Source organism: Variovorax sp. GW821-FHT10C12 (genome assembly GCF_059415405.1).
The window spans coordinates 369,985-392,361 of record NZ_JBWKNE010000004.1 but is presented as its reverse complement, the minus strand read 5'-3'; the positions used below and the strand labels follow the sequence as shown (position 1 = coordinate 392,361).

21 protein-coding genes and 1 tRNA gene are annotated in these 22,377 nt (G+C 68.6%); 5 read left to right on the top strand and 17 right to left on the bottom strand.

Going from position 1 to position 22,377, the window contains the following annotated elements; genetic code table 11:
- From AC07OH_RS21210 to AC07OH_RS21200, 3 genes are all read right to left on the bottom strand, one after another.
- A complete protein-coding gene (locus tag AC07OH_RS21210) occupies positions 1-1,593 on the bottom strand; it encodes an N-acyl-D-amino-acid deacylase family protein (RefSeq protein ID WP_495302012.1) in 1,593 nt (530 codons plus the stop codon).
- A 117-nt stretch (positions 1,594-1,710) separates the two neighbouring features.
- Positions 1,711-3,072: a tetratricopeptide repeat protein gene (locus AC07OH_RS21205; RefSeq protein WP_495302011.1), complete on the bottom strand. Its 1,362-nt coding sequence runs from the start codon at positions 3,070-3,072 to the stop codon at positions 1,711-1,713.
- Between the two features lie 50 nt (positions 3,073-3,122).
- Positions 3,123-3,521 carry a tautomerase family protein gene (locus AC07OH_RS21200; protein WP_159273004.1) on the bottom strand — a complete coding sequence of 133 codons (399 nt, stop codon included), beginning with the start codon at positions 3,519-3,521 and terminating at the stop codon, positions 3,123-3,125.
- Between the two features lie 123 nt (positions 3,522-3,644).
- On the opposite strand from AC07OH_RS21200, the gene AC07OH_RS21195 reads away from it, so the two are divergent.
- On the top strand, positions 3,645-4,508 hold the full coding sequence (locus AC07OH_RS21195; RefSeq protein ID WP_495302010.1) for a LysR family transcriptional regulator: 864 nt from the start codon (positions 3,645-3,647) through the stop codon (positions 4,506-4,508).
- A 9-nt stretch (positions 4,509-4,517) separates the two neighbouring features.
- Here AC07OH_RS21195 and AC07OH_RS21190 read toward each other — a convergent pair whose 3' ends face one another.
- The 6 genes from AC07OH_RS21190 to AC07OH_RS21165 form a co-directional block, all read right to left on the bottom strand.
- Complete coding sequence (locus AC07OH_RS21190; RefSeq protein WP_370869615.1) at positions 4,518-5,912, bottom strand: amidase; 1,395 nt, start codon at positions 5,910-5,912, stop codon at positions 4,518-4,520.
- Positions 5,913-5,935: 23 nt separating this feature from the next.
- Entirely contained in the window at positions 5,936-7,423 is a 1,488-nt protein-coding gene (locus AC07OH_RS21185; protein WP_495302009.1) for an ABC transporter substrate-binding protein, read from the bottom strand.
- Between the two features lie 273 nt (positions 7,424-7,696).
- Positions 7,697-8,518 carry an ATP-binding cassette domain-containing protein gene (locus AC07OH_RS21180; protein ID WP_495302008.1) on the bottom strand — a complete coding sequence of 274 codons (822 nt, stop codon included), beginning with the start codon at positions 8,516-8,518 and terminating at the stop codon, positions 7,697-7,699.
- Complete coding sequence (locus tag AC07OH_RS21175; protein ID WP_062481347.1) at positions 8,515-9,504, bottom strand: ABC transporter ATP-binding protein; 990 nt, start codon at positions 9,502-9,504, stop codon at positions 8,515-8,517. Before AC07OH_RS21175 ends, AC07OH_RS21180 begins: the two co-directional genes overlap by 4 nt.
- 11 nt (positions 9,505-9,515) lie before the next feature.
- Positions 9,516-10,391 (bottom strand): ABC transporter permease, encoded by an 876-nt coding sequence (locus AC07OH_RS21170; protein ID WP_062481348.1) that lies wholly within the window; start codon positions 10,389-10,391, stop codon positions 9,516-9,518.
- Positions 10,388-11,338, bottom strand: coding sequence for an ABC transporter permease (locus AC07OH_RS21165; RefSeq protein ID WP_095746670.1), 951 nt, complete (start codon positions 11,336-11,338; stop codon positions 10,388-10,390). The genes AC07OH_RS21170 and AC07OH_RS21165 overlap by 4 nt, the downstream gene beginning before the upstream one ends.
- 145 nt (positions 11,339-11,483) lie before the next feature.
- Here AC07OH_RS21165 and AC07OH_RS21160 point away from each other — a divergent pair, with 145 nt between their 5' ends.
- A complete protein-coding gene (locus tag AC07OH_RS21160) occupies positions 11,484-11,789 on the top strand; it encodes a YfhL family 4Fe-4S dicluster ferredoxin (RefSeq protein WP_495302007.1) in 306 nt (101 codons plus the stop codon).
- On the opposite strand, the gene AC07OH_RS21155 is transcribed toward AC07OH_RS21160, so the two are convergent.
- The 8 genes from AC07OH_RS21155 to AC07OH_RS21120 all read right to left on the bottom strand — a co-directional run bounded on the left by AC07OH_RS21155 (position 11,772) and on the right by AC07OH_RS21120 (position 18,316).
- The gene (locus AC07OH_RS21155) at positions 11,772-12,188 is read right to left on the bottom strand and encodes a hypothetical protein (protein ID WP_495302006.1); all 417 of its coding nucleotides are present in this window, start codon (positions 12,186-12,188) and stop codon (positions 11,772-11,774) included. The two genes, AC07OH_RS21160 and AC07OH_RS21155, sit on opposite strands and share 18 nt — an antisense overlap.
- 128 nt (positions 12,189-12,316) lie before the next feature.
- Entirely contained in the window at positions 12,317-12,952 is a 636-nt protein-coding gene (gene pth / locus AC07OH_RS21150; RefSeq protein WP_101488766.1) for an aminoacyl-tRNA hydrolase, read from the bottom strand.
- A gap of 81 nt (positions 12,953-13,033) precedes the next feature.
- On the bottom strand, positions 13,034-13,687 hold the full coding sequence (locus AC07OH_RS21145) for a 50S ribosomal protein L25/general stress protein Ctc (protein WP_489057721.1): 654 nt from the start codon (positions 13,685-13,687) through the stop codon (positions 13,034-13,036).
- An 86-nt stretch (positions 13,688-13,773) separates the two neighbouring features.
- The gene (locus AC07OH_RS21140) at positions 13,774-14,748 is read right to left on the bottom strand and encodes a ribose-phosphate pyrophosphokinase (protein ID WP_062476346.1); all 975 of its coding nucleotides are present in this window, start codon (positions 14,746-14,748) and stop codon (positions 13,774-13,776) included.
- Between the two features lie 142 nt (positions 14,749-14,890).
- A tRNA-Gln gene (locus AC07OH_RS21135) sits at positions 14,891-14,967 on the bottom strand.
- Between the two features lie 71 nt (positions 14,968-15,038).
- The gene (ispE, locus tag AC07OH_RS21130; RefSeq protein WP_495302005.1) at positions 15,039-15,920 is read right to left on the bottom strand and encodes a 4-(cytidine 5'-diphospho)-2-C-methyl-D-erythritol kinase; all 882 of its coding nucleotides are present in this window, start codon (positions 15,918-15,920) and stop codon (positions 15,039-15,041) included.
- On the bottom strand, positions 15,917-16,459 hold the full coding sequence (locus AC07OH_RS21125) for a lipoprotein insertase outer membrane protein LolB (RefSeq protein WP_495302004.1): 543 nt from the start codon (positions 16,457-16,459) through the stop codon (positions 15,917-15,919). Before AC07OH_RS21125 ends, ispE begins: the two co-directional genes overlap by 4 nt.
- The gene (locus AC07OH_RS21120) at positions 16,460-18,316 is read right to left on the bottom strand and encodes a tetratricopeptide repeat protein (RefSeq protein ID WP_495302003.1); all 1,857 of its coding nucleotides are present in this window, start codon (positions 18,314-18,316) and stop codon (positions 16,460-16,462) included.
- A 71-nt stretch (positions 18,317-18,387) separates the two neighbouring features.
- Here AC07OH_RS21120 and mutM point away from each other — a divergent pair, with 71 nt between their 5' ends.
- The 3 genes from mutM to mutY all read left to right on the top strand — a co-directional run bounded on the left by mutM (position 18,388) and on the right by mutY (position 22,355).
- Positions 18,388-19,203, top strand: a complete 816-nt coding sequence (gene mutM / locus AC07OH_RS21115) for a bifunctional DNA-formamidopyrimidine glycosylase/DNA-(apurinic or apyrimidinic site) lyase (protein ID WP_492680352.1) — start codon at positions 18,388-18,390, stop codon at positions 19,201-19,203.
- 103 nt (positions 19,204-19,306) lie between these two features.
- On the top strand, positions 19,307-21,280 hold the full coding sequence (locus tag AC07OH_RS21110) for a dynamin family protein (RefSeq protein WP_495302002.1): 1,974 nt from the start codon (positions 19,307-19,309) through the stop codon (positions 21,278-21,280).
- Positions 21,281-21,320: 40 nt separating this feature from the next.
- On the top strand, positions 21,321-22,355 hold the full coding sequence (gene mutY / locus AC07OH_RS21105) for an A/G-specific adenine glycosylase (protein ID WP_495302036.1): 1,035 nt from the start codon (positions 21,321-21,323) through the stop codon (positions 22,353-22,355).
- Positions 22,356-22,377 lie beyond the last annotated feature (22 nt).

Here is a 22,377-nt window from a genome sequence, read left to right as displayed (position 1 = left end):
TCAGGCCGGGCAGCTGCCCGGCTTCGGCGTGCGCAGCAGCGGCACGCCGGCGCCCACGCCCGTGGGCTGGCCGCCGTCCACCGCGAGGCGGCCGTTCACCAGCACCGTGACCACGCCTTCGGACAGCAGCGTCGGCTGCGTGTAGGTGGCCTTGGCGGCGTAGCGCTTCGGATCGAACACCACCACGTCGGCGTGGTAGCCGGGGCGCAGGTGGCCGCGCTGCACGAGGCCCAGCGTGTCGGCCGTGTACGCGCTGCTGCTGCGGATGAACTGCGCCAGCGAAATCGCGCGTTCCTTCACCACGTACTGGTCGTACTTGCGCGCGAAGGTGCCGTAGGCGCGCGGATGGCCCAGCGACGAGTCGGACGAGGTCATGACCCACGGCCGCTTCATGAAGGCACGCACGTCGTCGTCGCTCATGTTGAACGAGGCGATCATCAGGTCGCCGTCGCGCAGCACGGCGATGGCGGCGTCGACCGGGTCGGCGTTCGAGGCCTTGGCCACGTCGGCCAGCGTCTTGCCCACGTACTTCGTGCTGCCGGCCGAGAACAGGATGGCCTCGGGCCCGCCGCGCAGGCGCAGGTTCTCGCGCATGTCCTTGCGCAGGCGCTCCTGCTGCGCCGCTGCGTCGAAGCGCTGCAGCGTCGCGGCGCGGCCGCCTTCGTTGGCCCAGGGCGGCAGCAGCGCGGCCGAGAAGCGCGTGCTCGACGCGGTCCAGGGGTAGTGGTCGGCCGTGATGTCCAGGCCCGCGGCGCGCTCCTTCTCGATGCGCCGGATGATGTCGCCGCTCTGGCCCTGCACCGCCACGCCCAGCGCCTTGATGTGCGCCACGTGCACCGGCAGCTTCGCCTCGTGACCGATGCGGATCACCTCGTCGATCGAGCCCTTGAGGCCGATGTTGTACATGGCCTCGTCGCGGATGTGGCTGTCGTACAGGCCGCCGTGCGCGGCCGCCACCTTCGCGAGTTCGATGACCTCCTCGGTCTTCGAGAAATTCTGCGGCGGGTAGAACAGGCCCGTCGACAGCCCGAGCGCACCGTCGCACATCGCGCGGCTCAGGTGCTGCTTCATGGTGTCCATCTGCGCGGGCGTGGGGGCGCGGTTGGCCTCGCCGAGCTGGCTGATGCGCAGCGGCCCGAAGCCCGCGTACATCGCGACGTTGGTGCCGACCGGCACGGCGCGCAGCTTCTGCGTCTGCGCCGCGATGTCGTAGCCGCCGAAGCCGTCGTTGCCGATCACCGCCGTGGTCACGCCCTGCGTGAGGAAGGGAATGTTCAGGCGCTTGCGCGCGTCGCTCGAGAGCAGGTCGGCGTCGGCGTGCGTGTGGGCGTCGATGAAGCCGGGCGCCACCACGAGGCCGGTGGCGTCGATGGTGCGCCGCGCGCTGAACTGCGCCGGCATGGCGCGGCCCGCGAACACGATGCGGTCGCCTGCGATGCCGACGTCGCCGACCACGGGTGTGTCGCTGTCGCCCGTGTAGATGGTGCCGCCGCGCAGCAGCAGGTCGAGCGCGACGGGGGCTTCAGCGGCGGTGGCGTGGAAGGGTGAGGCGAGGGCCGCGAGTACGGCCAGCGTGACGAGGGAGCGCTGCATGGGCGAACGGGAGGAGAGCGGGAGGAGCGGCCAGTTTAGGAGTCGCTTCCGCGCAGCCGTTAATTCCTTTTGCGGCACGCCCCATGACTGGAAGGCATGGGTGGCGTCGCGCGCCGCTCAGCGCGCCGTGATCTGCCCGAGCCCCAGCCGCGCGTAGACCGCGTCGGTCTGCCGCCGCAGCCGCAGCGACTCGGGCTGGCCGTTGAGCTGCTGCTGCAGCAGGCCCTGCGCGCCCGCGAGCGCGGACTCGGTGCCGGTGCGCACCAGTGCGTCGAGGTACAACTGCTCGAACAGGTCGCGCTGCGCATGGCTGCCGCCGATCTCGATCATGCGCGGCAGCGCGACGCCCAGGCCCTCGACCGCGCCCGCCACGTCGCCGCGCGCATGGGCCATGAGGCCGCGCGCGGCCGGCACGCACACGCGCTGCCACGCGGCGCGCGTGGACGCCGGCGCCACGGGCGCGAAGGCTTCGATGTTGTGCAGCAGCACCTGCGCCTCGGGCCGGCCGGCGCGCGCCAGGCCGTAGAGGTACTGCAGGTCGAGAAAGGGCAGCACATGGTCGGCCTGGCGCTGCCGCAGGTGGTCGGCCACGTCGTCCCAGCGCGCACCGACGTCGATGCCCGCCAGCTCGAGCCGCGCGAGCAGCGACACGGCGCCGATCTGGTCCTGCGAGTAGTCCTTCACCACGCCCCAGGCATGCTCGTCGTACACCGCGAGCGCCTCGGCGTCGCGGCCCAGGTCGATGAGGAACAGCGCCACGTGCCACCAGTTGTGCGTCACCATGAAGGAGTTGAGTCCGGTCCAGGTGTCGCTCACGCTTTGCATGAACGCCAGCCCCTCGGCCAGCCGGCCTTCGGTGAGCATCACGTGCGCCAGCGCATGGTGGGCCCAGGGCTCCTTGCGGCACAGGCCGATCGCGCGGCGCGCGCTGGCCTCGGCTTCGTGCAGCAGATGGCACTGCTCGTAGCCGAAGGCCGCCATGCCGTGCACGTAGGGCACCTCGGCCGCGGCCGGCAGCGCCGCGAGCGCGAGCCGCAGCATGCCGGGGCAGTCGCCGGTGTTGAAGCAGTGGTACTGGCCCAGCTTCACCGACACCAGGTCGCGCGGATGCTCGCGCGCCTGCTCGGCATGCAGCGCGATGGCGCGCGCGATGTCGCCGTCGGCCCAGGCCTGGACGGCGGCGATGTAGCGCTGCTCGCGCGGCGTGGCGCGCGCCGCACCGGCGCGGGCCTTGTCGAGGAAGGGCCGCGCGTTGGCCGCGGCCTCGCGCGATTCGGCGAACAGGTGCAGCGTCGCGCAGTAGGCCTGCACGATCGGGCTGGCATCGCGCTCGGCCAGCGCCAGCAGGTTCACGGCGCGTGCCTCGGTCGAGAGAAAGCCCATGACGAAGTCGTCGACCAGCGCGAGGCTGGCGGCGTCGTCGAGCGTGAGCGGATTGCCGAGGCTGTCGGCGGCGAGCGGGGTTCCGTGGGAGGGCATGGCGGCATGGTGCCACGCCCCCGGCGTCTTTCAAGTCCCTGTGAGACGCCCTAGACACCCGCTTGCTGGTGGCGGTACTCCTGCGTCTGGCCGCCGTAGCCGTAGGCCGCGGCGCGCGCGTCGATCACGTGGACGTACGACACCTCGTGCAGGTCGGGCCGCAGCCGCGCCATGGCCGCGTGCACCTCGCGCAGGTAGCGCGCCTTCTCGGCCTTGGTGTTGGTCTCGTCGGTCACGCTGATGTCCAGGTGGAAGGCCGACTTGCCGAGCTCGGCCAGCGATTGGCCGCCGATGAACCAGCTGTCGGCGGCGATGTACTGCACCGTGACGGCGATGACCGGCAGTGCCTTGCCCAGCACGCTCTGCGTGAGCTCGGCGACCGTGTCGACGGTCTTGCGGGTGAGGGCGGCGTCAGGCTGGCCGGAGAGGTGGACGACGATGTGGGGCATGGTGGACTCCTTTGCGTTGAAGAACGGGTGGTCGATGGGGTGATTGTGGGATTTCTCTCGTCATCGGAAAAGCGGGAAGATATGATGGAATCCATCGGATCAGCGAATGGATAGGCAGGCACCATGCAAGGCTTCGACCTCGAACAGTTGCGCACCCTGGTGGCGGTGGCCGACGCCGGCAGCCTCACGGCCGCGGCGCCGCGCGTGTACCTGTCGCAGTCCTCGGTGAGCGAGCAGATCCGCAAGCTCGAGGAGCGCGCCGGCCAGTCGCTGCTGACCCGCAGCAAGGCCGGCGTGGCGCCCACCGAGGCGGGCCTGCGGCTGCTGGGGCACGCGCGCCGCATCCTCGCGCTGAGCGACGAGGCCTTTCGCGACCTGCGCGGCGAAACCCTGCAGGGCGAGCTGCGGCTGGCCGTGACCGACTACTTTCGCCCCGGCGACCTCACCCGTCTGCTGGGCCGGCTCGGCGAACGCTATCCGCAGGTGCGGCTGCACGTGACCATCCTGAAGAGCGACGCGCTGCGCACCGCCTATGCGCACGGCGATTTCGACGTGGGGCTGGCCATGAACATCGCGGGGGCCAATGCAGCCGCGGCGGGCGGTGGCGCCGTGCTGCGGCGCGAATCGCTGGCGTGGCTCGGCGCGGTCGGCCTGCGCGTGGTGCGCGGCGAGCCAGTGCGGCTGCTGGCGCTGCCCGACACCTGCTCGCTGCACCAGTTCACCGTGTCCCTGCTGCGCCGCCGCCGCGTGCCCTACGTGCTGGCGCACGTGGCGTCAGGCGTGGCGGGCCTGCAGTCGGCCCTGGCCGCGGGCCTGGGCGTGGCCTGCCTCAACGAATCGGCGATCGGGGAGGGCATCGCGCGGGTCGCGCCGCCCCACGGGCTGCCGGCGCTGCCGCGCGTGGCGTTCCAGTGGTTGCCTGCGCGGCGGGGCGAGACCGCGTTCGTGACGCGGGCGCGGGAGATGCTGTCGTTGCAGCTGGCCTGAAGGCCGTGCTCAGACCTGCGGCCAGGGCCGCTGCACTTCCCGGATCTGCTCGAACGCACGCGCCACGCGCAGCACGCCGAGGTCGTCGAAGCGCTGTCCCGCGATCTGCAGCCCGATCGGCAAACCGCCGGCCGAGTACCCGCAGTTCACCGACGCCGCCGGCTGCTCCGACATGTTGAACGGCACCGTGAAGCCGATGTGCTCCAGCGGCCGCAGCGGGTCGTTGGTGGGCGAGGGCGCCTCGGCCGCCGCCGGCATGTTGGGCGACACCGGCGAGATCACGTAGTCGAAGCGGGCGCAGGCGTTCACCGTGGTGACGCGCGTGGCGTGGAACTGGCTGAAGCTGCGGAACACATGCTCGCCACTGAACTCGGCGGCGCTCTCGGCCCACTCGCGGATGTAAGGCAGCACCTTGGCGCGCTGGTCGGGGCGCAGGGCCTTCAGGTCCACGAGCGAGCGCATGCGCCACAGGTGGTCCATGCCGTCGAGCAGGGCCTGCGACATGAAGGGCTGCATGGGCTCGACGGTGGCGCCGGCCTTTTCGAACAGGCGCGCCGCCTGCTCGACCGCGGCCTGGATCTCGGGTTCGACCGCGAGGCCGCAGCCGGCGTCCAGCAGCAGCCCGATGCGCAGGCCGCGCAGGTGGTCGGGCGCGACGTCGAACGCGGCCCAGTCGATGTCCTGCGCGGGCAGGCTCATGCTGTCGCGCGCGTCGGGCCGGGCCAGCGCCTGCATCATGAGCGCGGCGTCGCCGACGGTACGCGTCATGGGGCCGGCGGCGCGGCCCATGTAGGGCGGGTCGATCGGGATGCGTCCCAGGCTGGGCTTGAGCGTGAAGATGCCGCACCAGCTGGCGGGCAGCCGCAGCGAGCCGCCGATGTCGGTGCCCAGGTGCAGCGGGCCGTAGCCTGCGGCGGCAGCCGCGCCGGCGCCGGCGCTGGAACCGCCCGGCGTGCGGCTCAAGTCCCAGGGGTTGCGCGCCAGCGTGTGAAAGCTCGACAGCCCCGACGACAGCATGCCGTAGTCGGGCATGGTGGTCTTGCTGACGATGACCGCGCCGGCCTCCTTCAGGCGCGCGGCCGGCGGGGCGTCGGCGGCCGCGGGCATGAGGTCGACGGCGGCCGTGCCTGCGGGCAGCGGGTCGCCGCGCGTGGCGATGTTTTCCTTGATGGTCGTCGGCACGCCGTCGAGCGGACCGCGCGCGTCGCCGCGCTGCCAGCGCTGCTCCGAGGCACGCGCCTGCTCCAGCGCGGCCTCGGGCCGGAACAGCCACGTGGCCTGCAGCCGGGGCTCGCAGTGCTCGATGCGCGCGATGACGGCGCGCGTCACCTCGACCGGCGACAGGCGCTTCTCGCGGTAGGCCGCGGAGAGCTCCTGCGCCGACAGGTCGCTCAACGAAGGCAGGGAAGGGTCAGGCACTGCGGGGCTCATCCCCACGACAGGGCCGACAGGTCGTTCACGAAGATCGGGTTCTCTTTCCAGAGGCCCTTGACGTTCTTCTTGGCCACGGTCGGGAACTGCGGCTGGTAGAGGAAGCCGTTGGCCGCGTCGGTGGCCAGCAGCTTCTGCGCCTCGCCCAGCAGCTTGTTGCGCTCCGCCGCGTTGCCGGTGGACTTGATCTTGTCGAACAGTGTGTCGAAGGCCTTCGACTGGTAGCCCCAGTAGTAGTCGGGCTTGGCGTAGTTGCCCAGGTCGAAGGGCTCGACGTGCGAAATGATCGACAGGTCGTAGTCCTTGTTGGTGTAGGTGCCGCTGAGCCACTGCGCCCACTCGACGTTCTGGATCTTCACGTTGATGCCGATCTTGGCGAGCTGGGCCACGATGACTTCGCCGCCCTGGCGCGCGTACGGCGGCGGGGGCAGGGTCATGCGCAGTTCGATCGGGGTCTTCACGCCGGCTTCGGCCAGCAGCTTCTTGGCCTTCTCGATGTCGAAGGGGTTGATGCCCGTGGTGTCGATGTAGCCCGCGGCACCCGGCACGTAGTGGCTGCCGATCGGCACGCCCAGGCCGTCGGCCGCGCCCTCGATGAAGGCCTTGCGGTCGATGGCCGCGAGGATGGCGCGGCGCACGCGCACGTCGTCCAGGGGCTTCTTCTTGTTGTTGATCGAGAGGATGGTCTTGGCGCGCGAACCGGCCAGGATGGTCTGGAACTGCGGGTTGTTGCGGAACTGCGGCACGGCGCGCGTGCCGATGCGCGTGAACACGTCCACGTCGCCCGAGAGCACGGCGGCGGCCTGCGCGGCGGTGTCCGAGATGAAGCGGAAGGTGACCTTGTTGATCTTCGCGACGGCGGGGGCGCGGAAGCCCTCCCACTTGCTCAGCGTGATCGACGAGCCCTTGGCCCAGTTGTCCAGCTTGTAGGGGCCGGTGCCGATCGGCTTGGTGGCGTTGCCCTCGGCGCTCTTGGGCTCGACGATGGCGGCCGTGGCCTGGCCCAGCACGAAGGGCAGGTCGGGGTCGATCTCCTTGTTGATGACCACCACCGTGTGCTCGTCGACCACCTGCGTGGCGAGGTTGGCGAAGGTGCGCTTGTCCTTGTTGGTGCTCTTCTCGCCGCCGGCGCGGTCGAACGCGAACTTGACGGTGGACGCGTTGAAGGGCTCGCCGTTCTGGAACTTGACGCCCTTGCGCAGCTTGAAGGTGTAGGTCTTCAGGTCGGGCGAGATTTCCCAGCTCTCGGCCAACAGCGGCGTGACGCTGCCGTCGACATTGATCTTGGTCAGCGTTTCCAGGATGTTGTACTGCACGACCTCGGCGATGGCGGCGGCGGCGCCGGTGGTCGGGTCCAGGCCTGGCGGCTCCAGGGCCATGCCGATCACGATGGCGTCCTTGCGGCCCTGCGCCATGCCGGCCAGCGGGGTGGCCAGGGCGACGGTGGCGCCGGCGGTGGTAAGGAGCGTGCGACGGTTCAACATACGGGGTGATCTCCGGAAAACGGTCAGTGTCGAATGACTGCTTCGGCGCGCACCGTGCCCCAGGGGGAAGCGCAGCGCCACGAAAGAAAGACACACAGCACGAAAGATGCCACGTGCAGCGGATCATTCTCTCGCAGCAGGCCCTCCGGTGCGCGCCGGCGCGGGCGCTATTTCCTCGGGACGTTCCCGGATGGGCGAGCGATCTTGCGCGAAGCCAAGCGCTTGCGCCACCAGATGCTCATGACCGATGTGTCCGAGGCCGCGCCCCGGTGTTCAGGCCGCGCGCAGCGTGCCGCCGGGCGGTGTGTGCAGCACCGCCGAGAGCAGGGTGCGGGTGTACGGATGCTGCGCGTGATGGAACAGCTCGGCCGGCGGCCCCTGCTCCACGATCTGGCCCTTGAACACCACGCACACCTCGTCGCACAGGTGGTTGACCACGGCGAGGTCGTGGCTGATGAGCAAATAGCTGATGCCGAACTGCTGCTGCAGGTCCTGCATGAGGTTGAGCACCTGGGCCTGCACCGAGACGTCGAGCGCGCTCACGGGCTCGTCGGCGACGATGAGCTTGGGGCGCGTGATGAGCGCGCGTGCAATCGCGATGCGCTGGCGCTGGCCGCCGGAGAACTCGTGCGGGTACTTGTCGAGGTCGGTGGTGCGCAGGCCGACGGCCGCGAGCGCTTCGGCGGCGCGTTCGCGCTGTTCGGCACGGCGCGTTTCGGCCAGCGCTTCGAGCGGCTCGGCGACGATGCGCGCGACGGTCTGGCGCGGATCGAGCGAACCGTACGGGTCCTGGAACACCATCTGGAAGTCGCGCCGCGCGGTGCGCAGATCGGCCTTCGAGAGCGTGTGCAGGTTGCGGCCTTCGAGCGCGACGCTGCCCGAAGTCGGCGTGTCCAGCGCCATCACGAGGCGCGCGATGGTCGACTTGCCCGAACCCGATTCGCCGACGATGCCCACGCTCTTGCCGGCCTGCACCTCGAAGCTCACGCCGTTGAGCGCCTTCACGGTGGGCGGCGGGCCGAAGAGCTTTTCGCGCGGCAGGGCGTAGTGCCGCACGAGGTCGGTCACCTGCAGCAACGGGGTCGATGGATTCATGGCGCAACAGCCTGCGCGGCTGCAATTTCTTCGAGACGCATGCAGCGCACCGCGTGGTCCGGTGGCAGCACCGTGGCGGACGGCCGCGTGGTGTGGCAGGCATCGACCGTGTACGCGCAGCGGCCCGCGAACGGGCAGCCCGGCGGCAGGTCGACCAGCTCGGGCACGCTGCCGCGGATGGTCGCCAGGCGCAGGCCGCGCGGCGCGCCGATGGCGGGGCGCGCGGCGAACAGGCCTTGCGTGTAGGGGTGGGCGCGCTTGGCGAACACGGCGTCGGTGGGGCCGCTCTCGACCACGCTGCCGCCGTACATCACGAGCATCTTCGAGACCGTCTGCGAGATCACGCCGAGGTCGTGCGAGATCAGGATCAGCGCCATGCCGCGCTCGGCCACGAGGCCCTGGATGAGCTCCAGGATCTGCTTCTGGATCGTCACGTCGAGCGCGGTGGTGGGCTCGTCGGCGATCAGCAGGTCGGGCCCGCAGGCCAGCGCCATCGCGATGCCGATGCGCTGGCGCTGCCCGCCGGAGAACTGGTGCGGGTACGCATCGAGGCGCGAGGCGGCGTCGGGAATGCCGACGCGGTCGAGCAGCGCGAGCACTTCCTTGCGTGCCTCAGCCTTCGACAGGCCGCGGTGCAGCCGCAGCGGTTCACCGACCTGGCGCGCGATGGTGTGCACCGGGTTCAGCGCCGTCATCGGCTCCTGGAAAATCATGCCGATGCGGTTGCCGCGGATCTGGCACATGTCCTTTTCGTCGCGCCCGACCAGCTCGGTGCCGTCGAAGCGGATGCTGCCCGTGACCTTCGCGGTCGCGGGCAGCAGGCCCATGAGCGACATCACGGTGATCGACTTGCCGCAGCCCGACTCGCCCACGATGCCCAGCGTTTCGCCGCGCTCCAGCGAGAAGGAAATGCCGCGCACGGCTTCGGCGGGGCCGCGTTGCGTCTGCAGGCCGATGTGGAGGTCGTTGACTTCGAGAAGTGCCATGGCGTGCTTGCTTATCTCGCGCGCGCCAGGCGCGGATCGAGCAGGTCGCGCAGGCCGTCGCCCATCAGGTTCAGGCCGAGCACCGCCAGGGCGATGGCCATGCCGGGGAACACCGCGAGCAGCGGCTGCTGGAACATGAGGGTCTGGGCTTCGCTGAGCATGCGGCCCCACGACGGTTGAGGCGGTTGCGTGCCGAGGCCGAGGTAGGAGAGGGCGGCTTCCGCCAGGATGGCGATGGCGAAGCGGATGGTGATCTGAACGATCAGCACGGCCGAGATGTTCGGCAGCACGTGTTGCATCGTGATCGCGAACGATCCCTTGCCGCAGGCGCGCGCCGCGGCCACGTACTCGCGCGACCAGATCGCGTTGGCCGAGGCGCGCGTGATGCGTGCAAACGTCGGGATGTTGTAGATGCCGATCGCGATGATCGCGTTGACGATGCCGGCACCGAACACGGCGGTCATCATGATGGCCGAGAGGATCGCGGGGAAGGCGAGCGTGAAGTCCGACAGGCGCATCACCGCTTCTTCGACCCAGCCGCGTCTCGCAGCAGCGAGCAGGCCCAGCGCGGTGCCGACCACGAGGCCGATGCCAACGGCGATCACGCCCACGAGGATGGACGCGCGCGCGCCCACGAGCAGCAGCGAGGCCACGTCGCGCCCAAAGGCATCGGTGCCGAGCCAGTGCGTGGCCGAAGGGCCCTGCATCTTGTTCGCCATGTCCATCGCGTAGGGCGACCAGGGCGTCCAGACCAGGGAGAGCACGGCAGCGATCAACAGCAGCAGGCTCAGCACGCCGCCAATCGCGAAGCTGCGGTGGTGCAGGGCGCGGCGCCAGAAGCCCGGCACCTTGAGCGCGACGGCGCTGGGAACGGTGGTCGTGCTCATACGTCGCTCGCCTTGATGCGCGGGTCGATCACGGCATAGAGCACGTCGACCACGAAGTTCACGATGACGACCATGGCCGCGAGCAGCATCACGCAGTTGCGCACCACGATCAGGTCGCGATTGCTGATGGCCTGGAAGATCAGCCGGCCCAGCCCGGGCAGGTAGAACACGTTCTCCACCACGATGGTGCCGGCCAGCAGCTCGGAGAACTGCATGCCCATCACGGTGATGACGGGGATCATCGCGTTGCGCAGCACGTGGGTCCACAGCACCATGCGCTGCGACACGCCCTTGGCGCGTGCCGTGCGCACGAAGTCTTCGCGCATCACCTCGAGCACGGCGGAGCGTGTGATGCGGGCGAGGATCGCGGCCTGCACCACCGCCAGCGAGAGCGCCGGCAGCAGCAGCGATTTCAATCCCGCGAAGATGCCCTCACCCCAGCCCTCGAAGCCGCCCGCGGAGAACCACTGCAGCTGCACCGAGAACACCAGGATCAGCAGGATCGCGAACCAGAAATTGGGGATGGCGATACCGACCTGCGCCATGCCCATGAGGCCGACGTCGCCGAGCTTGTTATGGCGCGCCGCAGCCGTCACGCCCACGAGCAGGGCGATGACGACAGTCAGGGCCATGGCCATCACGGCCAGCGGCACGGTGAGGGCCAGGCGCTCGAGGATCAGGTCGATGACGGGAGAGCTGTAGGCATAGCTGTCACCCAGGTTGCCGGTGAGCAGGCCGCCGATCCAGTGCCAGTAGCGGGTCCATGCGGGCTGGTCGAGGCCGAGCTTGGTGGCCAGGGCGGCGACGGCGTCGGGCGAGGCGTCGGGGCCCATGAGCATCTGCGCGGCGTTGCCGGGCAGGATCTCGAGGACGAGGAAAACGATGACCGAGGCGCCGATCAGGGTGCCGATCAGCGTGGCGATGCGCTTGAATAGAAACAGACTCATGGGGCGGGCCGCAGCATAACTGACTGGTGCAACAACCGTGCCTCGACTGTGAACTTTGTCGCTCCTCGCCGGACCGCCCTGACGCCGACGCGGGCTCCGCAAGGCCTGTGGCAGGGCGTTCGCCCGGTCCGCCGATAATCGGGGGATGGCCCTCATGATCACCGACGAATGCATCAACTGCGATGTCTGCGAGCCCGAGTGCCCGAACGATGCGATCTACATGGGCGCCGAGTTCTACGAGATCGACCCGCACAAGTGCACCGAGTGCGTCGGCCACTTCGACGAACCGCAGTGCGTGCAGATCTGCCCGGTGGCCTGCATCCCGGTGAACCCGGACCATGTGGAGACCCGCGAGACGCTGCTGCAGAAGTACGTGCGTCTCACGGCGGACAAGGCGGCAGCGCCGTCTTCGGATGCCGCCTCGCCGTCGTCGTCAGCCGGCGCCCTCTGAGCCGGGTTTCTTCTTCTTTTTCTTCTTGCCTGTGTCCTTCGGCGCCTCGTCGCCGGTCGAAGGGCTGTTGAAGCGCGCGCTCGTCGGGCGGGGCTCGGCCGTGTGCTTGCGCTGACGGGCCTGGGCGGCCTGTTCGGCGGGCGTGAGCGGTTGCGCGCTCGTGGCGAAGCGCCCCGCATCGAAGGTCGTGGGACTGCGCCGGCCGAGCGCCTCCCGCTCCTGCGACTCCCGGTGGCGTGCCAGCCGACCCGCGCTGTGTTCGTTGCGGCGCGTGGCGTCTTCCGACGCCCTGCGGTCCGCATCGTTGCGCCGGTCGTCCACCTTCACGGTCCGCCCGCCTTCGCAGGGCTGGTCGGAATAGGTGTTGCCGCATCGCCAGGTCTGGGCTGAAGCGCCCATGGATACGGTAGCCAGTGCTATTGAAAACATAGCGATTGCCGCTGTTCCTGCGGTCTTCTTGTTCTTCGTCGTCGTTCTTCTTTTTCTCATTTTTTGTTTGCTCTTCCTCCCTGCACTCCCGTGGCCGGCTAGGTGGCGGCAGGCGTCGTGCCTCCGTCGCCGGGCTCCCGTCTCGGCGGCTTGGGCCGCGGCGGTTTGCTCGTGTGAATCATCAGCGTGGCTTTTTCCATCTCGCCGGCCACCAGCGCGGGGGCGGCATGCAGAGTGCGCACGATGGCGTCTTCGATCGCTTCGCGCTGCTCCTTGAGCGGCTTCTTGAGCACCCAGTTGACGACCTCCGATTTCACGCCGGGGTGGCCGATGCCCAGCCGCAGGCGCCAGTAGTCGCCGGTGCCGAGCTGCGCGTGGATGTCGCGCAGGCCGTTGTGGCCCGCATGGCTGCCGCCGAACTTGAGCTTGGCCTGGCCGGGCACCACGTCGAGTTCGTCGTGCACCACGAGGATTTCTTCGGGGGCGATCTTGAAGAAGCGCGCCAGCGAGGCCACCGACTTGCCCGACAGGTTCATGAAGGTCTGCGGCTCCAGCAGCCAGATGCTCTGGCCGCCGATGTTCGCGCGTGCCGCGAGGCCGTGGTAGCCGCGCTCGGGCACGAGGTTGAGCTTCCAGTCGCGCGCGAGCGCATCGATCCACCAGAAGCCGGCGTTGTGGCGCGTGGCTTCGTACTCAGGGCCCGGGTTTCCGAGGCCGACAAACAGCTTGATCATGGCGGGAATTATCTCGCCGCCCCACAAAGCAAAAGGCCCGCACGAGGCGGGCCTTCTGTTCGCAGACGGAAAGAAAGAGGATTACTTCTTCTTGGCCGTCTTGGCGGCGGGCTTGCCAGCGGCGGCAGCGCCTTCGGCAGCAGCGCCTTCAGCAGCGGGTGCCGGCTCTTCCGAGACCAGCGGCGGCACGGCCGACACGATGACGGGGTTGGTCTTGCCGTGGCTCACGAACTTCACGCCCTTGGGCAGCTTGATGTCGTTGACGTGCAGCGTGGCGTTCTTCTTCAGGCTCGAGAGGTCGATCTCGATGAATTCAGGCAGATCGCTCGGCAGGCAGTTGATTTCCAGTTCGGTCATCACGTGGTTCACGAGGTTGTGATCCAGCTTGACGGCGTCGGATTCTTCTTCACCCTTGAAGTGAAGCGGCACCTTCATGTTCATGCGGGTCTTGGCATCGACGCGTTGGAAGTCGATGTGTTGCACCAGCTGGCGGAACGGGTGGTATTGCACGTCGCGCAGCAGCACCTTGGTGACGGCGCCGGCGAGGTCCATTTCGAGGATCGACGAGTGGAAGGCTTCCTTCTTCAGGGCGTGCCACAGCGCGTTGTGATCGATTTCGATCAGTTGCGGCTGGGTGTCACCACCGTAGACGATGCCCGGGGTCTTGCCCGTGATGCGGAGACGGCGGCTCGCACCCGTGCCCTGCTTTGCGCGCTCATAAGCGACGAATTTCATAACTAGCTCCTGTGAGAGTCCACCGCGACCAGTGAGACTCCGATTCAAAAAGGCCTCCGTAGGAGGCCCGCTTTTTCGCTCTCAGCTCAGAACAGGTTGTCCTGGTCCGAGAACAAACTCATCACCGACTCGCCCTTGGCAATGCGCTGGATCGTTTCGGCGATCAGCGGTGCCACGGAGAGCTGGCGGATCTTTCCGCACGCGACGGCCGCGTCGGAAAGAGGAATGGTGTTGGTGACGACCACTTCGTCCAGAGCGGTGCCCTTGGAGAGGCGTTCGATGGCCGGGCCCGAGAAGATCGGGTGCGTGCAGTAGGCGTACACGCTCTTGGCGCCGCGCTCCTTCAGCACTTCGGCCGCTTTGACCAGCGTGCCGGCCGTGTCAATCATGTCGTCCATGATCACGCAGTTGCGGCCGTCGATCTCGCCGATCACGTTCATGACTTCGCTGACATTGGCCTTCGGGCGGCGCTTGTCGATGATGGCGAGGTCGCAGTTCAGTTGCTTGGCCAGCGCACGGGCGCGCACCACGCCGCCGACGTCCGGAGAGACCACGATCAGGTCTTCGTAGTTCTTCTGGCGCAGGTCGCCCAGCAGCACGGGCGAGGCGTAGATGTTGTCGACCGGAATGTCGAAGAAGCCCTGGATCTGGTCGGCGTGCAGGTCCATGGTGAGCACGCGCTCGACGCCCACGGTTTCCAGCAGGTTGGCGACCACCTTGGCCGAGATTGGCACGCGGCTCGAGCGTGGGCGGCGGTCCTGGCGGGCGTAGCCGAAGTAGGGAATCACGGCGCTGATCCGCTCGGCCGAAGCGCGCTTGAGCGCGTCGACCATGATCAGCAGTTCCATCAGGTTTTCGTTGGTCGGCGCGCAGGTCGACTGCACCACGAACACGTCGCGGGCGCGGACGTTCTGGTTGATCTCGACGGTGACTTCACCGTCGGAGAAGCGACCGACGCGTGCGGCGCCCAGCGAGGTGCCGAGGTTGTGCGCGATTTCCGCTGCAAGGCCGGGATTGGCGTTGCCGGTGAAAACCAAGAAATCAGGGTGATTGGCCTGCATGAGCGCGTCCGGGCAGTGCAAATGGGCTTGCGGGAAAGCCGCCAAGGTTTCGAGTCGTGGCGGCCTGTGTGGGCCGCCGATTATTGCAGCCGGTGGACTGCAAAAGAAGCACTGCGGCCATCAGGCCGCAGTTTGAGAGATTTGGCAGGGGAGAAAGGATTCGAACCTTTGCATGCTGGAATCAAAATCCAGTGCCTTAACCAGCTTGGCGACTCCCCTACACAGGTTGATGGTTTGCACCACCCACCGATATATGTCGCATCGAACCGCAGAGCGTTCCGATTATCTCTTCAGGCTGCCCATCCCCAGAGTGGATGAACTGCCAGATTGTCGCATTGTCGAACCTGCCATCCCCGGGGGGCTTCGAGCAGTTCCGCTTCCTGCGGCAATTGCGGCATCTTCGCGAACACCGAACTTCCGGAGCCGGTCATCCTAGCCTTGAATCCTTGCAGTCCGAGCCATTCGATGGCGTCGGTGACTGCGGGGCAAAGCCGTTGGGCAACCGGCTGCAGGTCGTTGTGACCGAAGTCGTAAACCCCGTTGCCGAGGTTTGTGGCTTCTAGCTGTTCGCTATCTGCAGCAAAGCCTGAGATTATAGCAACAGGAGTTGCCCGTTCCAAATCATCCGCAGAAAAAATTAATCGGGTATCGAGTCCCTCGGGTGGCTTGGCCACCACGAAGCGTGCCGGTGGCAGGTTGACCGGTGTGATTTCTTCGCCGATGCCCTCGACCCAGGCGTTGCGTCCGCCGAGGAAGAAAGGGACGTCCGCACCGAGCTTCAACCCGATCTGCGCCAGGCGCGTCAGCGGCAGGTTCAGGTTCCAGAGGCGGTTGAGCGCGAGCAGGCAGGTGGCCGCATCCGACGACCCGCCGCCCATGCCAGCCTGCGCCGGCACATGCTTGGCGATGCCGATGTGGGCGCCCTGGCCGGGCGCAGCGTGCGCCTGCAGCGCGCGGGCAGCACGCAACACGAGATCGTCGGCTGGCAGCGGCGTGGTGAGGTCTTCGCGACTCAATTGACCATCGTTGCGTAGCTCGACGTGAAGCGTGTCGCACCAATCGATCAGCATGAAGACCGACTGCAGCAGGTGATAGCCGTCGTCGCGCCGCCCGGTGATGTGCAGGAACAGGTTCAGCTTGGCCGGCGCGGGAAGGTCGTAGATCGCCTTCATGAGCGTTCGAACACGATGCGCAGGTCTGCCCGAGGCGCCGGGGATTCGCGCGTGGCCTGCAGGCGGCCGTTCGACAGCTGGCCCAGGTCGGCGCGCCAGCCGGGCACGGGGTCGGCGCGGCCGTCGAGCCAGCCGAACAGCGCGCCCACCGGAATGGCGGCGCCCGTGGCGGCTTCGATCAGTGCGTCGACGGAGTCGTAGCGGCGGGTGTCGCTGCCGTTCTTCAACAGGGCTTCACCGGGTGCCCAGTGCAGTTGGGCGAGCGTGCTGCCGATGGGCGTGGTCAGTGTCAGGTCGCCGGCTTCGGCCGAGCCGCGCAGCTCGAACAGGGCGGCAAAGGTCTGGACGGGTTCACTGTCGATGCGCAGCGACATGCGGCCGCTCCAGCTGGCCGAACGCCCGGGAGCGGCGGAGGAGCCGCCCGAGAGCTGTGCACAACCGGTCAGCCACAGCAGCGCAGCGCCACTGGCGCCGAGCGCCGCGCGGCGGCTGAGGGCGTTGTCGCCCCGTGCGGGAGCCGATTGCGTGATCGATGCCATTCAGGGTTTGACGCGCAGGCGCTTGAGGGTTTCCTGCAGCGTCTCGTTCTCGGCGTCCGTCAGCAGCGATTCTTTCCAGATCGCGACCGCGCGGTCCTTCTGGCCGATCGACCACAGGACCTCGCCGAAGTGCGCGCCGATCTCGGCGTCGGGCCGGGTCTTGTAGGCCGCCTCCAGGATGCGGATCGCCTCCGCCGTGTTGCCAAGCCGGAACTCGACCCAGCCCAAGCTGTCGGCAATGAACGGGTCTTCGGGCGCGAGCTGCACGGCCTTCTGGATCAGCGTGCGGGCTTCGTCGAGCCGGACCTTGCGATCGGCAAAGGAGTAGCCCAGCGCGTTGTACGCGTTCTGGCTCTCGGGCTTGAGCGTCATCAGGCGGCGCAGCAGCCGCTCCATGTCGTCCAGGCGATTGAGCTTCTCGGCCATCATGGCCTGGTCGTAGACGAGGTCGCCGTCGTCCGGCGCGGCGGCCGAGGCCTGGGCCAGCAGGTCGTAGGCGGCCTGGTATTGCTTGGCTTCACGCAGCAGCTGGGTTTCGGCCAGCAGTTTCTGCTTGCGTTCCTCCGCCGTGCGCTCGGGCAGCGCGCGCAGCAGCTCGCGCGCCTGCGGCAGCTTGCCCTGCTTCGCGAGCAGGCTGGCGCGGCGGCCCTGGATGGCGCTCTGGTTGTCAGAGCTGTCGATGCGCGTGATCCAGCGGTCGGCTGCCTGGAAATCCTTGCGCCGTTCCGCCAGCTGCGACAGCACGAGGTACGCCTGCGTCAGCCCGCGCTTGCGGTCCGCGACGTCACCGGCGTCCTGGCTCTGGCCCGGCGCTGTCATCAGGTCGACGTAGCGCTTGAGCGAGGTTTCGGCCGCCGCTTCCTGGCGGGCCTGCATCTGCAGGCTGCCCAGCAGCAGCCAGGGCTCCGCCAGCTCGGGGCGCGCGGCGGTCAGGGTCTGCAGCTGCGTGCTGGCGTCGCTGAAGCGGCGGTTCTCGACCAGCGTGCGTGCGTACGCGATGCGCAGGTCGGGCGAGGCCTTGGGGTTGTTCGCGAGGTAGCGCGTGACGATCGGCTCGGCCAGCGGCTGGCCCGGGTCGATGAGCTCGAGCGCCAGCGCCGAGGGCGCCTCGGACGATGGGTCGATGGCTTGCCCCTTGCGCGCGGCATCCAGCGCGCCCGAGGGGTCGCCGGCGTTCAGGCGCAGCCGGCCCACGGTGGCCCAAGCCAGTCCGCCGTTGGTCGGGCTCTTGAGTTCGTCGACCAGCGCCTGCTCGACCACCGAGGCGGCGAGCTTCTTGTCGGCGGCGCGGCCGTAGGTGCGTGCGATCACCGCCATCAGCAGAGGCCGTTCGATCTGCGAGGTGGCGGCCACTTCGGCGCGCAGCGGTTCGACGGTTTCGCTGATGCGGTTCAGCGCAATCAGGATCTGCAGCTCGATGCGCCGGGCATCGCGCGAATTGGGCAAGGCTTCCTGCCAGGCGCGCGCCGCGGAGATGGCGGCATCGCCGGAGCGCGACTGCAGCGCAATTTCGACCGCGCGCTGGAACAGCTTGCCGTCGCGCAGGCGCCGGGCGGCGTCGAGCACCAGCGAATAGCCGGAGCCGGGGTCGCCGGAGCGGGCGGTGATCTCGCCCATGAGGATTTCGTAGAACAGGTCGGCCGTCAGCGCCGACGGCTGCGGGGCCTCGGCGGCCGGCTTGGCGGCCGCAGGGGTCGTCCGGGGGCGCACCGGTGGCTTCGGCGGCGCCGTGCGCTCGATGGCGGGAGGCGGGTTGCCGGCGGCGGTGGGTTCAAGAGACTGTGCGTGCGTTGTGTAGGCAAGCAGCACGAGAGACGCGGCCGCCGCAAGGCGGTGACGGCGGGGCGATGGGTTCATCTGACCATAATAATCCAGCCATTTGAACGAGCGCCGCATGGGGCTTCGTCGCTGCCGGAGTTTTACTTTTCATGCCTGAACTACCCGAAGTCGAAGTCACCCGGCGCGGCTTTGCCGACCGCATCGCCGGCGCGCGCATCGATGCGGTCCGCATCGGCAAGCCCTTGCGTTGGGCACTGATGGTGCTGCCCGAGGCGCTGGTCGGGCGGCGGGTGCTCCAGGTGCGGCGCCGCGGCAAATACCTGCTGATCGACCTTGACCGCGGCATCCTGCTGCTGCACCTTGGCATGTCGGGCAGCCTGCGCTTCGACGCGGTACTGCCGCCGCCCGGCACGCACGATCACTTCGACCTGGCCACCGACCGCGGCACCTTGCGGCTCAACGATCCGCGCCGCTTCGGCGCCGTGGTCTACGTGGACCACGAAGAAGCTCCCTGGGCCATCAAGTTGCTCGGCGGCCTGGGCATGGAGCCGCTGGGCGACGATTTCGACCTCGATGCGTTCCATGCCGGCCTCAAGAAGCGCAAGACGGCCGTCAAGCAGGTGCTTCTGGCCGGCGAGGTGGTGGTGGGTGTGGGCAATATCTATGCGTCCGAGGCGCTGTTCCTGGCCGGCATCCGGCCGACGTTGTCGGCCGCGCGAATCAGCCGGCCTCGAGCGGCAAAGCTCCACGCGGCGGTTCGAGACATCCTGGCCCGGGCGGTGGAGAAGGGCGGCAGCACGCTGCGCGACTTCTCGAACGTGGACGGCCAGAGCGGCTACTTCCAGCTCGAAGCGACCGTCTACGGCCGCACGGGCGAGCCGTGCCGGGTGTGCGGCACGCCGATCCGGCAGCTGAAACAGGGACAGCGCTCTACTTATTACTGTCCCCATTGCCAGAAATCCTAGGGAAGGCGGGCCCCGTGGCGGCTGCTTCGGGGCAAACTCCTGCTGGTACCCCGTTCGCCATTTGGCGATGTTATATTTGTAAATTCTTACTTACATCTTCCCCTTGAGCCGCTCTTTCAACCAACAGCTCGATCAGCACGGCGCCTGGCGGAGCAACTTCGCCCGCCGCCTTCAGTGGCTGTCCCGTTGGCTGACCGACAACGAGCTGCTCGACCAGGCCGTGGCCGAGCGGCTGCGCGCCCTCGAAGACCAGATCCGCACCAGCAAGGTCATGGTGGCCTTCGTGGCCGAGTTCTCGCGCGGCAAGTCGGAGCTGATCAACGCGATCTTCTTCGCCGGCTACGGGCGGCGGATCATGCCGGCCAGCGCCGGGCGCACCACGATGTGCCCGACCGAGCTGGGCTACGACGCCGCCCTGGCGCCCAAGCTGCGCCTGCTGCCCATCGAAACCCGCCTGGAGCCGCATTCGCTCGCCCACTGGCGCGAGCGGCCCACGCGCTGGACCGAGTTGCCCATCGAGGTGGGCGACGCCGAGCAACTGGCCCGGGCCATGGGCAAGGTGGCCGAAGTCCGCTGGGTGAGCAAGGACGAAGCCCGCGCGCTCGGCTTCTGGAACCCCGAGACGCCCGACGACAACCCGGTGCAGGACGCCGAAGGCCGCGTCGAGATTCCGCGCTGGCGCCATGCGGTGCTCAACATGCCGCACCCGCTGCTCGAGCAGGGCCTCGTGATCCTCGACACGCCCGGCCTGAATGCGATCGGTGCCGAGCCCGAACTCACCGTGAGCCTGATCCCGCAGGCGCATGCCGTGGTTTTCATCCTGGGCGCCGAAACCGGCGTGACCCGCTCCGACCTGTCGATCTGGCGCGAGCACCTGATCACCGGCGACGACAGCCACGACACGCGCTTCGTGGTGCTCAACAAGATCGACACGCTGTGGGACACGCTGAGCACCCCGACACAGATCGCGCAGCAGATCGAGCGCCAGCGCGAAGGTGCTGCTCGGCTGCTCGAAGTGCCGCTGGCGCAGGTGCTGCCGGTGTCCGCACAGAAGGGCCTGCAGGCCAAGATCGCGCACGACGCGGCCCTGCTCGACGCCAGCCGGCTGCCGGCGCTCGAAGCGCTGCTCGGCGAAGGCGTGCTCGGCAAGCGCGAGACCATGCTGCGGCTCGCGGTCGATGCCGGCATGACCGCGCTGCGCACCGAGGCCGAGCGCCTGCTGAAGGTGCGACAGCGCGACCTGTCGGAGCAGGCACTGGAGCTGCAGGGCCTGCGCGGCAAGAACGTGTCGGTCATCCGCCACATGCGTGCGCGCATCGACCAGGAACACGCCGAATTCGAGGGCAGCAACACCCGCATCCTGGCGCTGCGCTCGGTGCAGGGCAAGCTGCTGCGCGAGGTGTACGCGGTGCTCGGGCGTACGGCGCTCAAGGCCGACATGGTCAGGCTGGCCGCGGCGCTCAAGCGTCCCGGCGTCAAGTTCAACGTGCGCAAGGTGTACGGCGAAACCTTCGATGCGCTGCGCAACAACCTGCGCGAAGTGCAGGCGACGACGGCCGAGATCCAGTCGATGCTGCACGCCACCTTCCGCCAGCTCAATGCCGAGCAGGGCTTCACGTTGCAGGCGCCGGCCGAGCCCGACCTGAGCGGCTTCGAGCAGGAGCTGGGCCAGATCGAGCGCAGCCACATCCACTACCTGGGCGTGGGCAACCTGATCAAGCTCGCGCAGGCCGACTTCTGCGACAAGCTGGTGCGCGCATTGGCCAGCCGGCTGCGGCTCGTCAACGAAGCCGCCATGACCGAGGTCGAGCGCTGGAGCAAGGGCGCCAGCGCGCAGATCGATGCGCAGCTCAAGGAGCGTCGCCGCAATTTCAGCAAGCGCATCGAGGCGATCGAGCGCATCCAGAACGCCGCGGGCAGCCTCGACGACCGGCTGGCCGAGATCGCCGCGCAAGAAAGCCACCTGGCCGCGCTGCAGGAGCGGCTGCACGAGTTCACCTCGCTGATCGCGCAGCACGGCAGCCAGCCGCCTGCCGCGGCCGCCGCCATCGCGGGCGAGCAACTGCGTGCGGCCTGAGCGCGCCGCCGCGCGGGCGGCCGTCTCTCCCTCCCTGTCGCTGCCTCCCGATTTCGCGGCGCAGGTCGTGCGCTGGCAGCGCAGCCACGGGCGCAGCGAGTTGCCGTGGCAGAACACGCGCGACCCCTATCGCGTCTGGCTCTCCGAGGTGATGCTCCAGCAGACCCAGGTCACGACCGTGCTCGGCTACTTCGCGCGCTTTCTCGAGCGCTTCCCCGACGTGGCGGCGCTGGCCGCCGGCACCGAGGACGAGGTGTTCGGCCTGTGGAGCGGCCTCGGCTACTACAGCCGCGCGCGCAACATGCACCGCTGCGCGCAGGAGGTGGTCGCGCGCTTCGGCGGCGCCTTTCCGCACACCGCCGCCGAACTCGTGACCCTGCCCGGCATCGGGCGTTCGACGGCGGCTGCGATTGCGGCCTTCTGTTTCGGCGAGCGCGTGGCCATCCTCGACGGCAACGTGAAGCGCGTGCTGACGCGCGTGCTCGGCTTCGACGGCGACATGTCGTCATCGGCGCAGGAGCGCGCGCTGTGGAATCTCGCCACTCAGCTGCTGCCGCCGGACGGCCAGCGCGAAGCGGTGGCGAGCTACACGCAGGGCCTGATGGACCTGGGCGCCACGGTCTGCCTACCGCGCAAGCCCAGCTGCATGATCTGCCCGGTGAACGCCAGCTGCGTGGGGTTGCGCCAGGGCGCGCCCGAGCGCTACCCGGTGAAGACGCGCAAGCTCAAGCGCAGCGCCCAGCCGCTGTGGGTGCTGCTGGCGCGCGACGCGCAAGGGCGCGTGTGGCTGGAGAAGCGGCCCGCCAAGGGCATCTGGGCGGGGCTGCATTGCCTGCCGGTGTTCGACAGCCACGACGACCTGCTCGCGGCCCTGCCGTCGGGTGCGGCGCATGACACGCAGGATCTGCCGCCCTTCGTGCACGTGCTGACCCACAAGGACCTGCACCTGCACCCCGTGCTGCTGCAGGGCGTCCAGCCGCAAGGCGAGGGCGCGCGCTGGGTCGAGGCGCAGGAGTGGAGCCGGCTGGGGCTGCCCGCCCCGATGCGCAAATTGCTGGAAACCGCCGAGGCCTGAACGGCCCCCGGCGGTAGGCCGG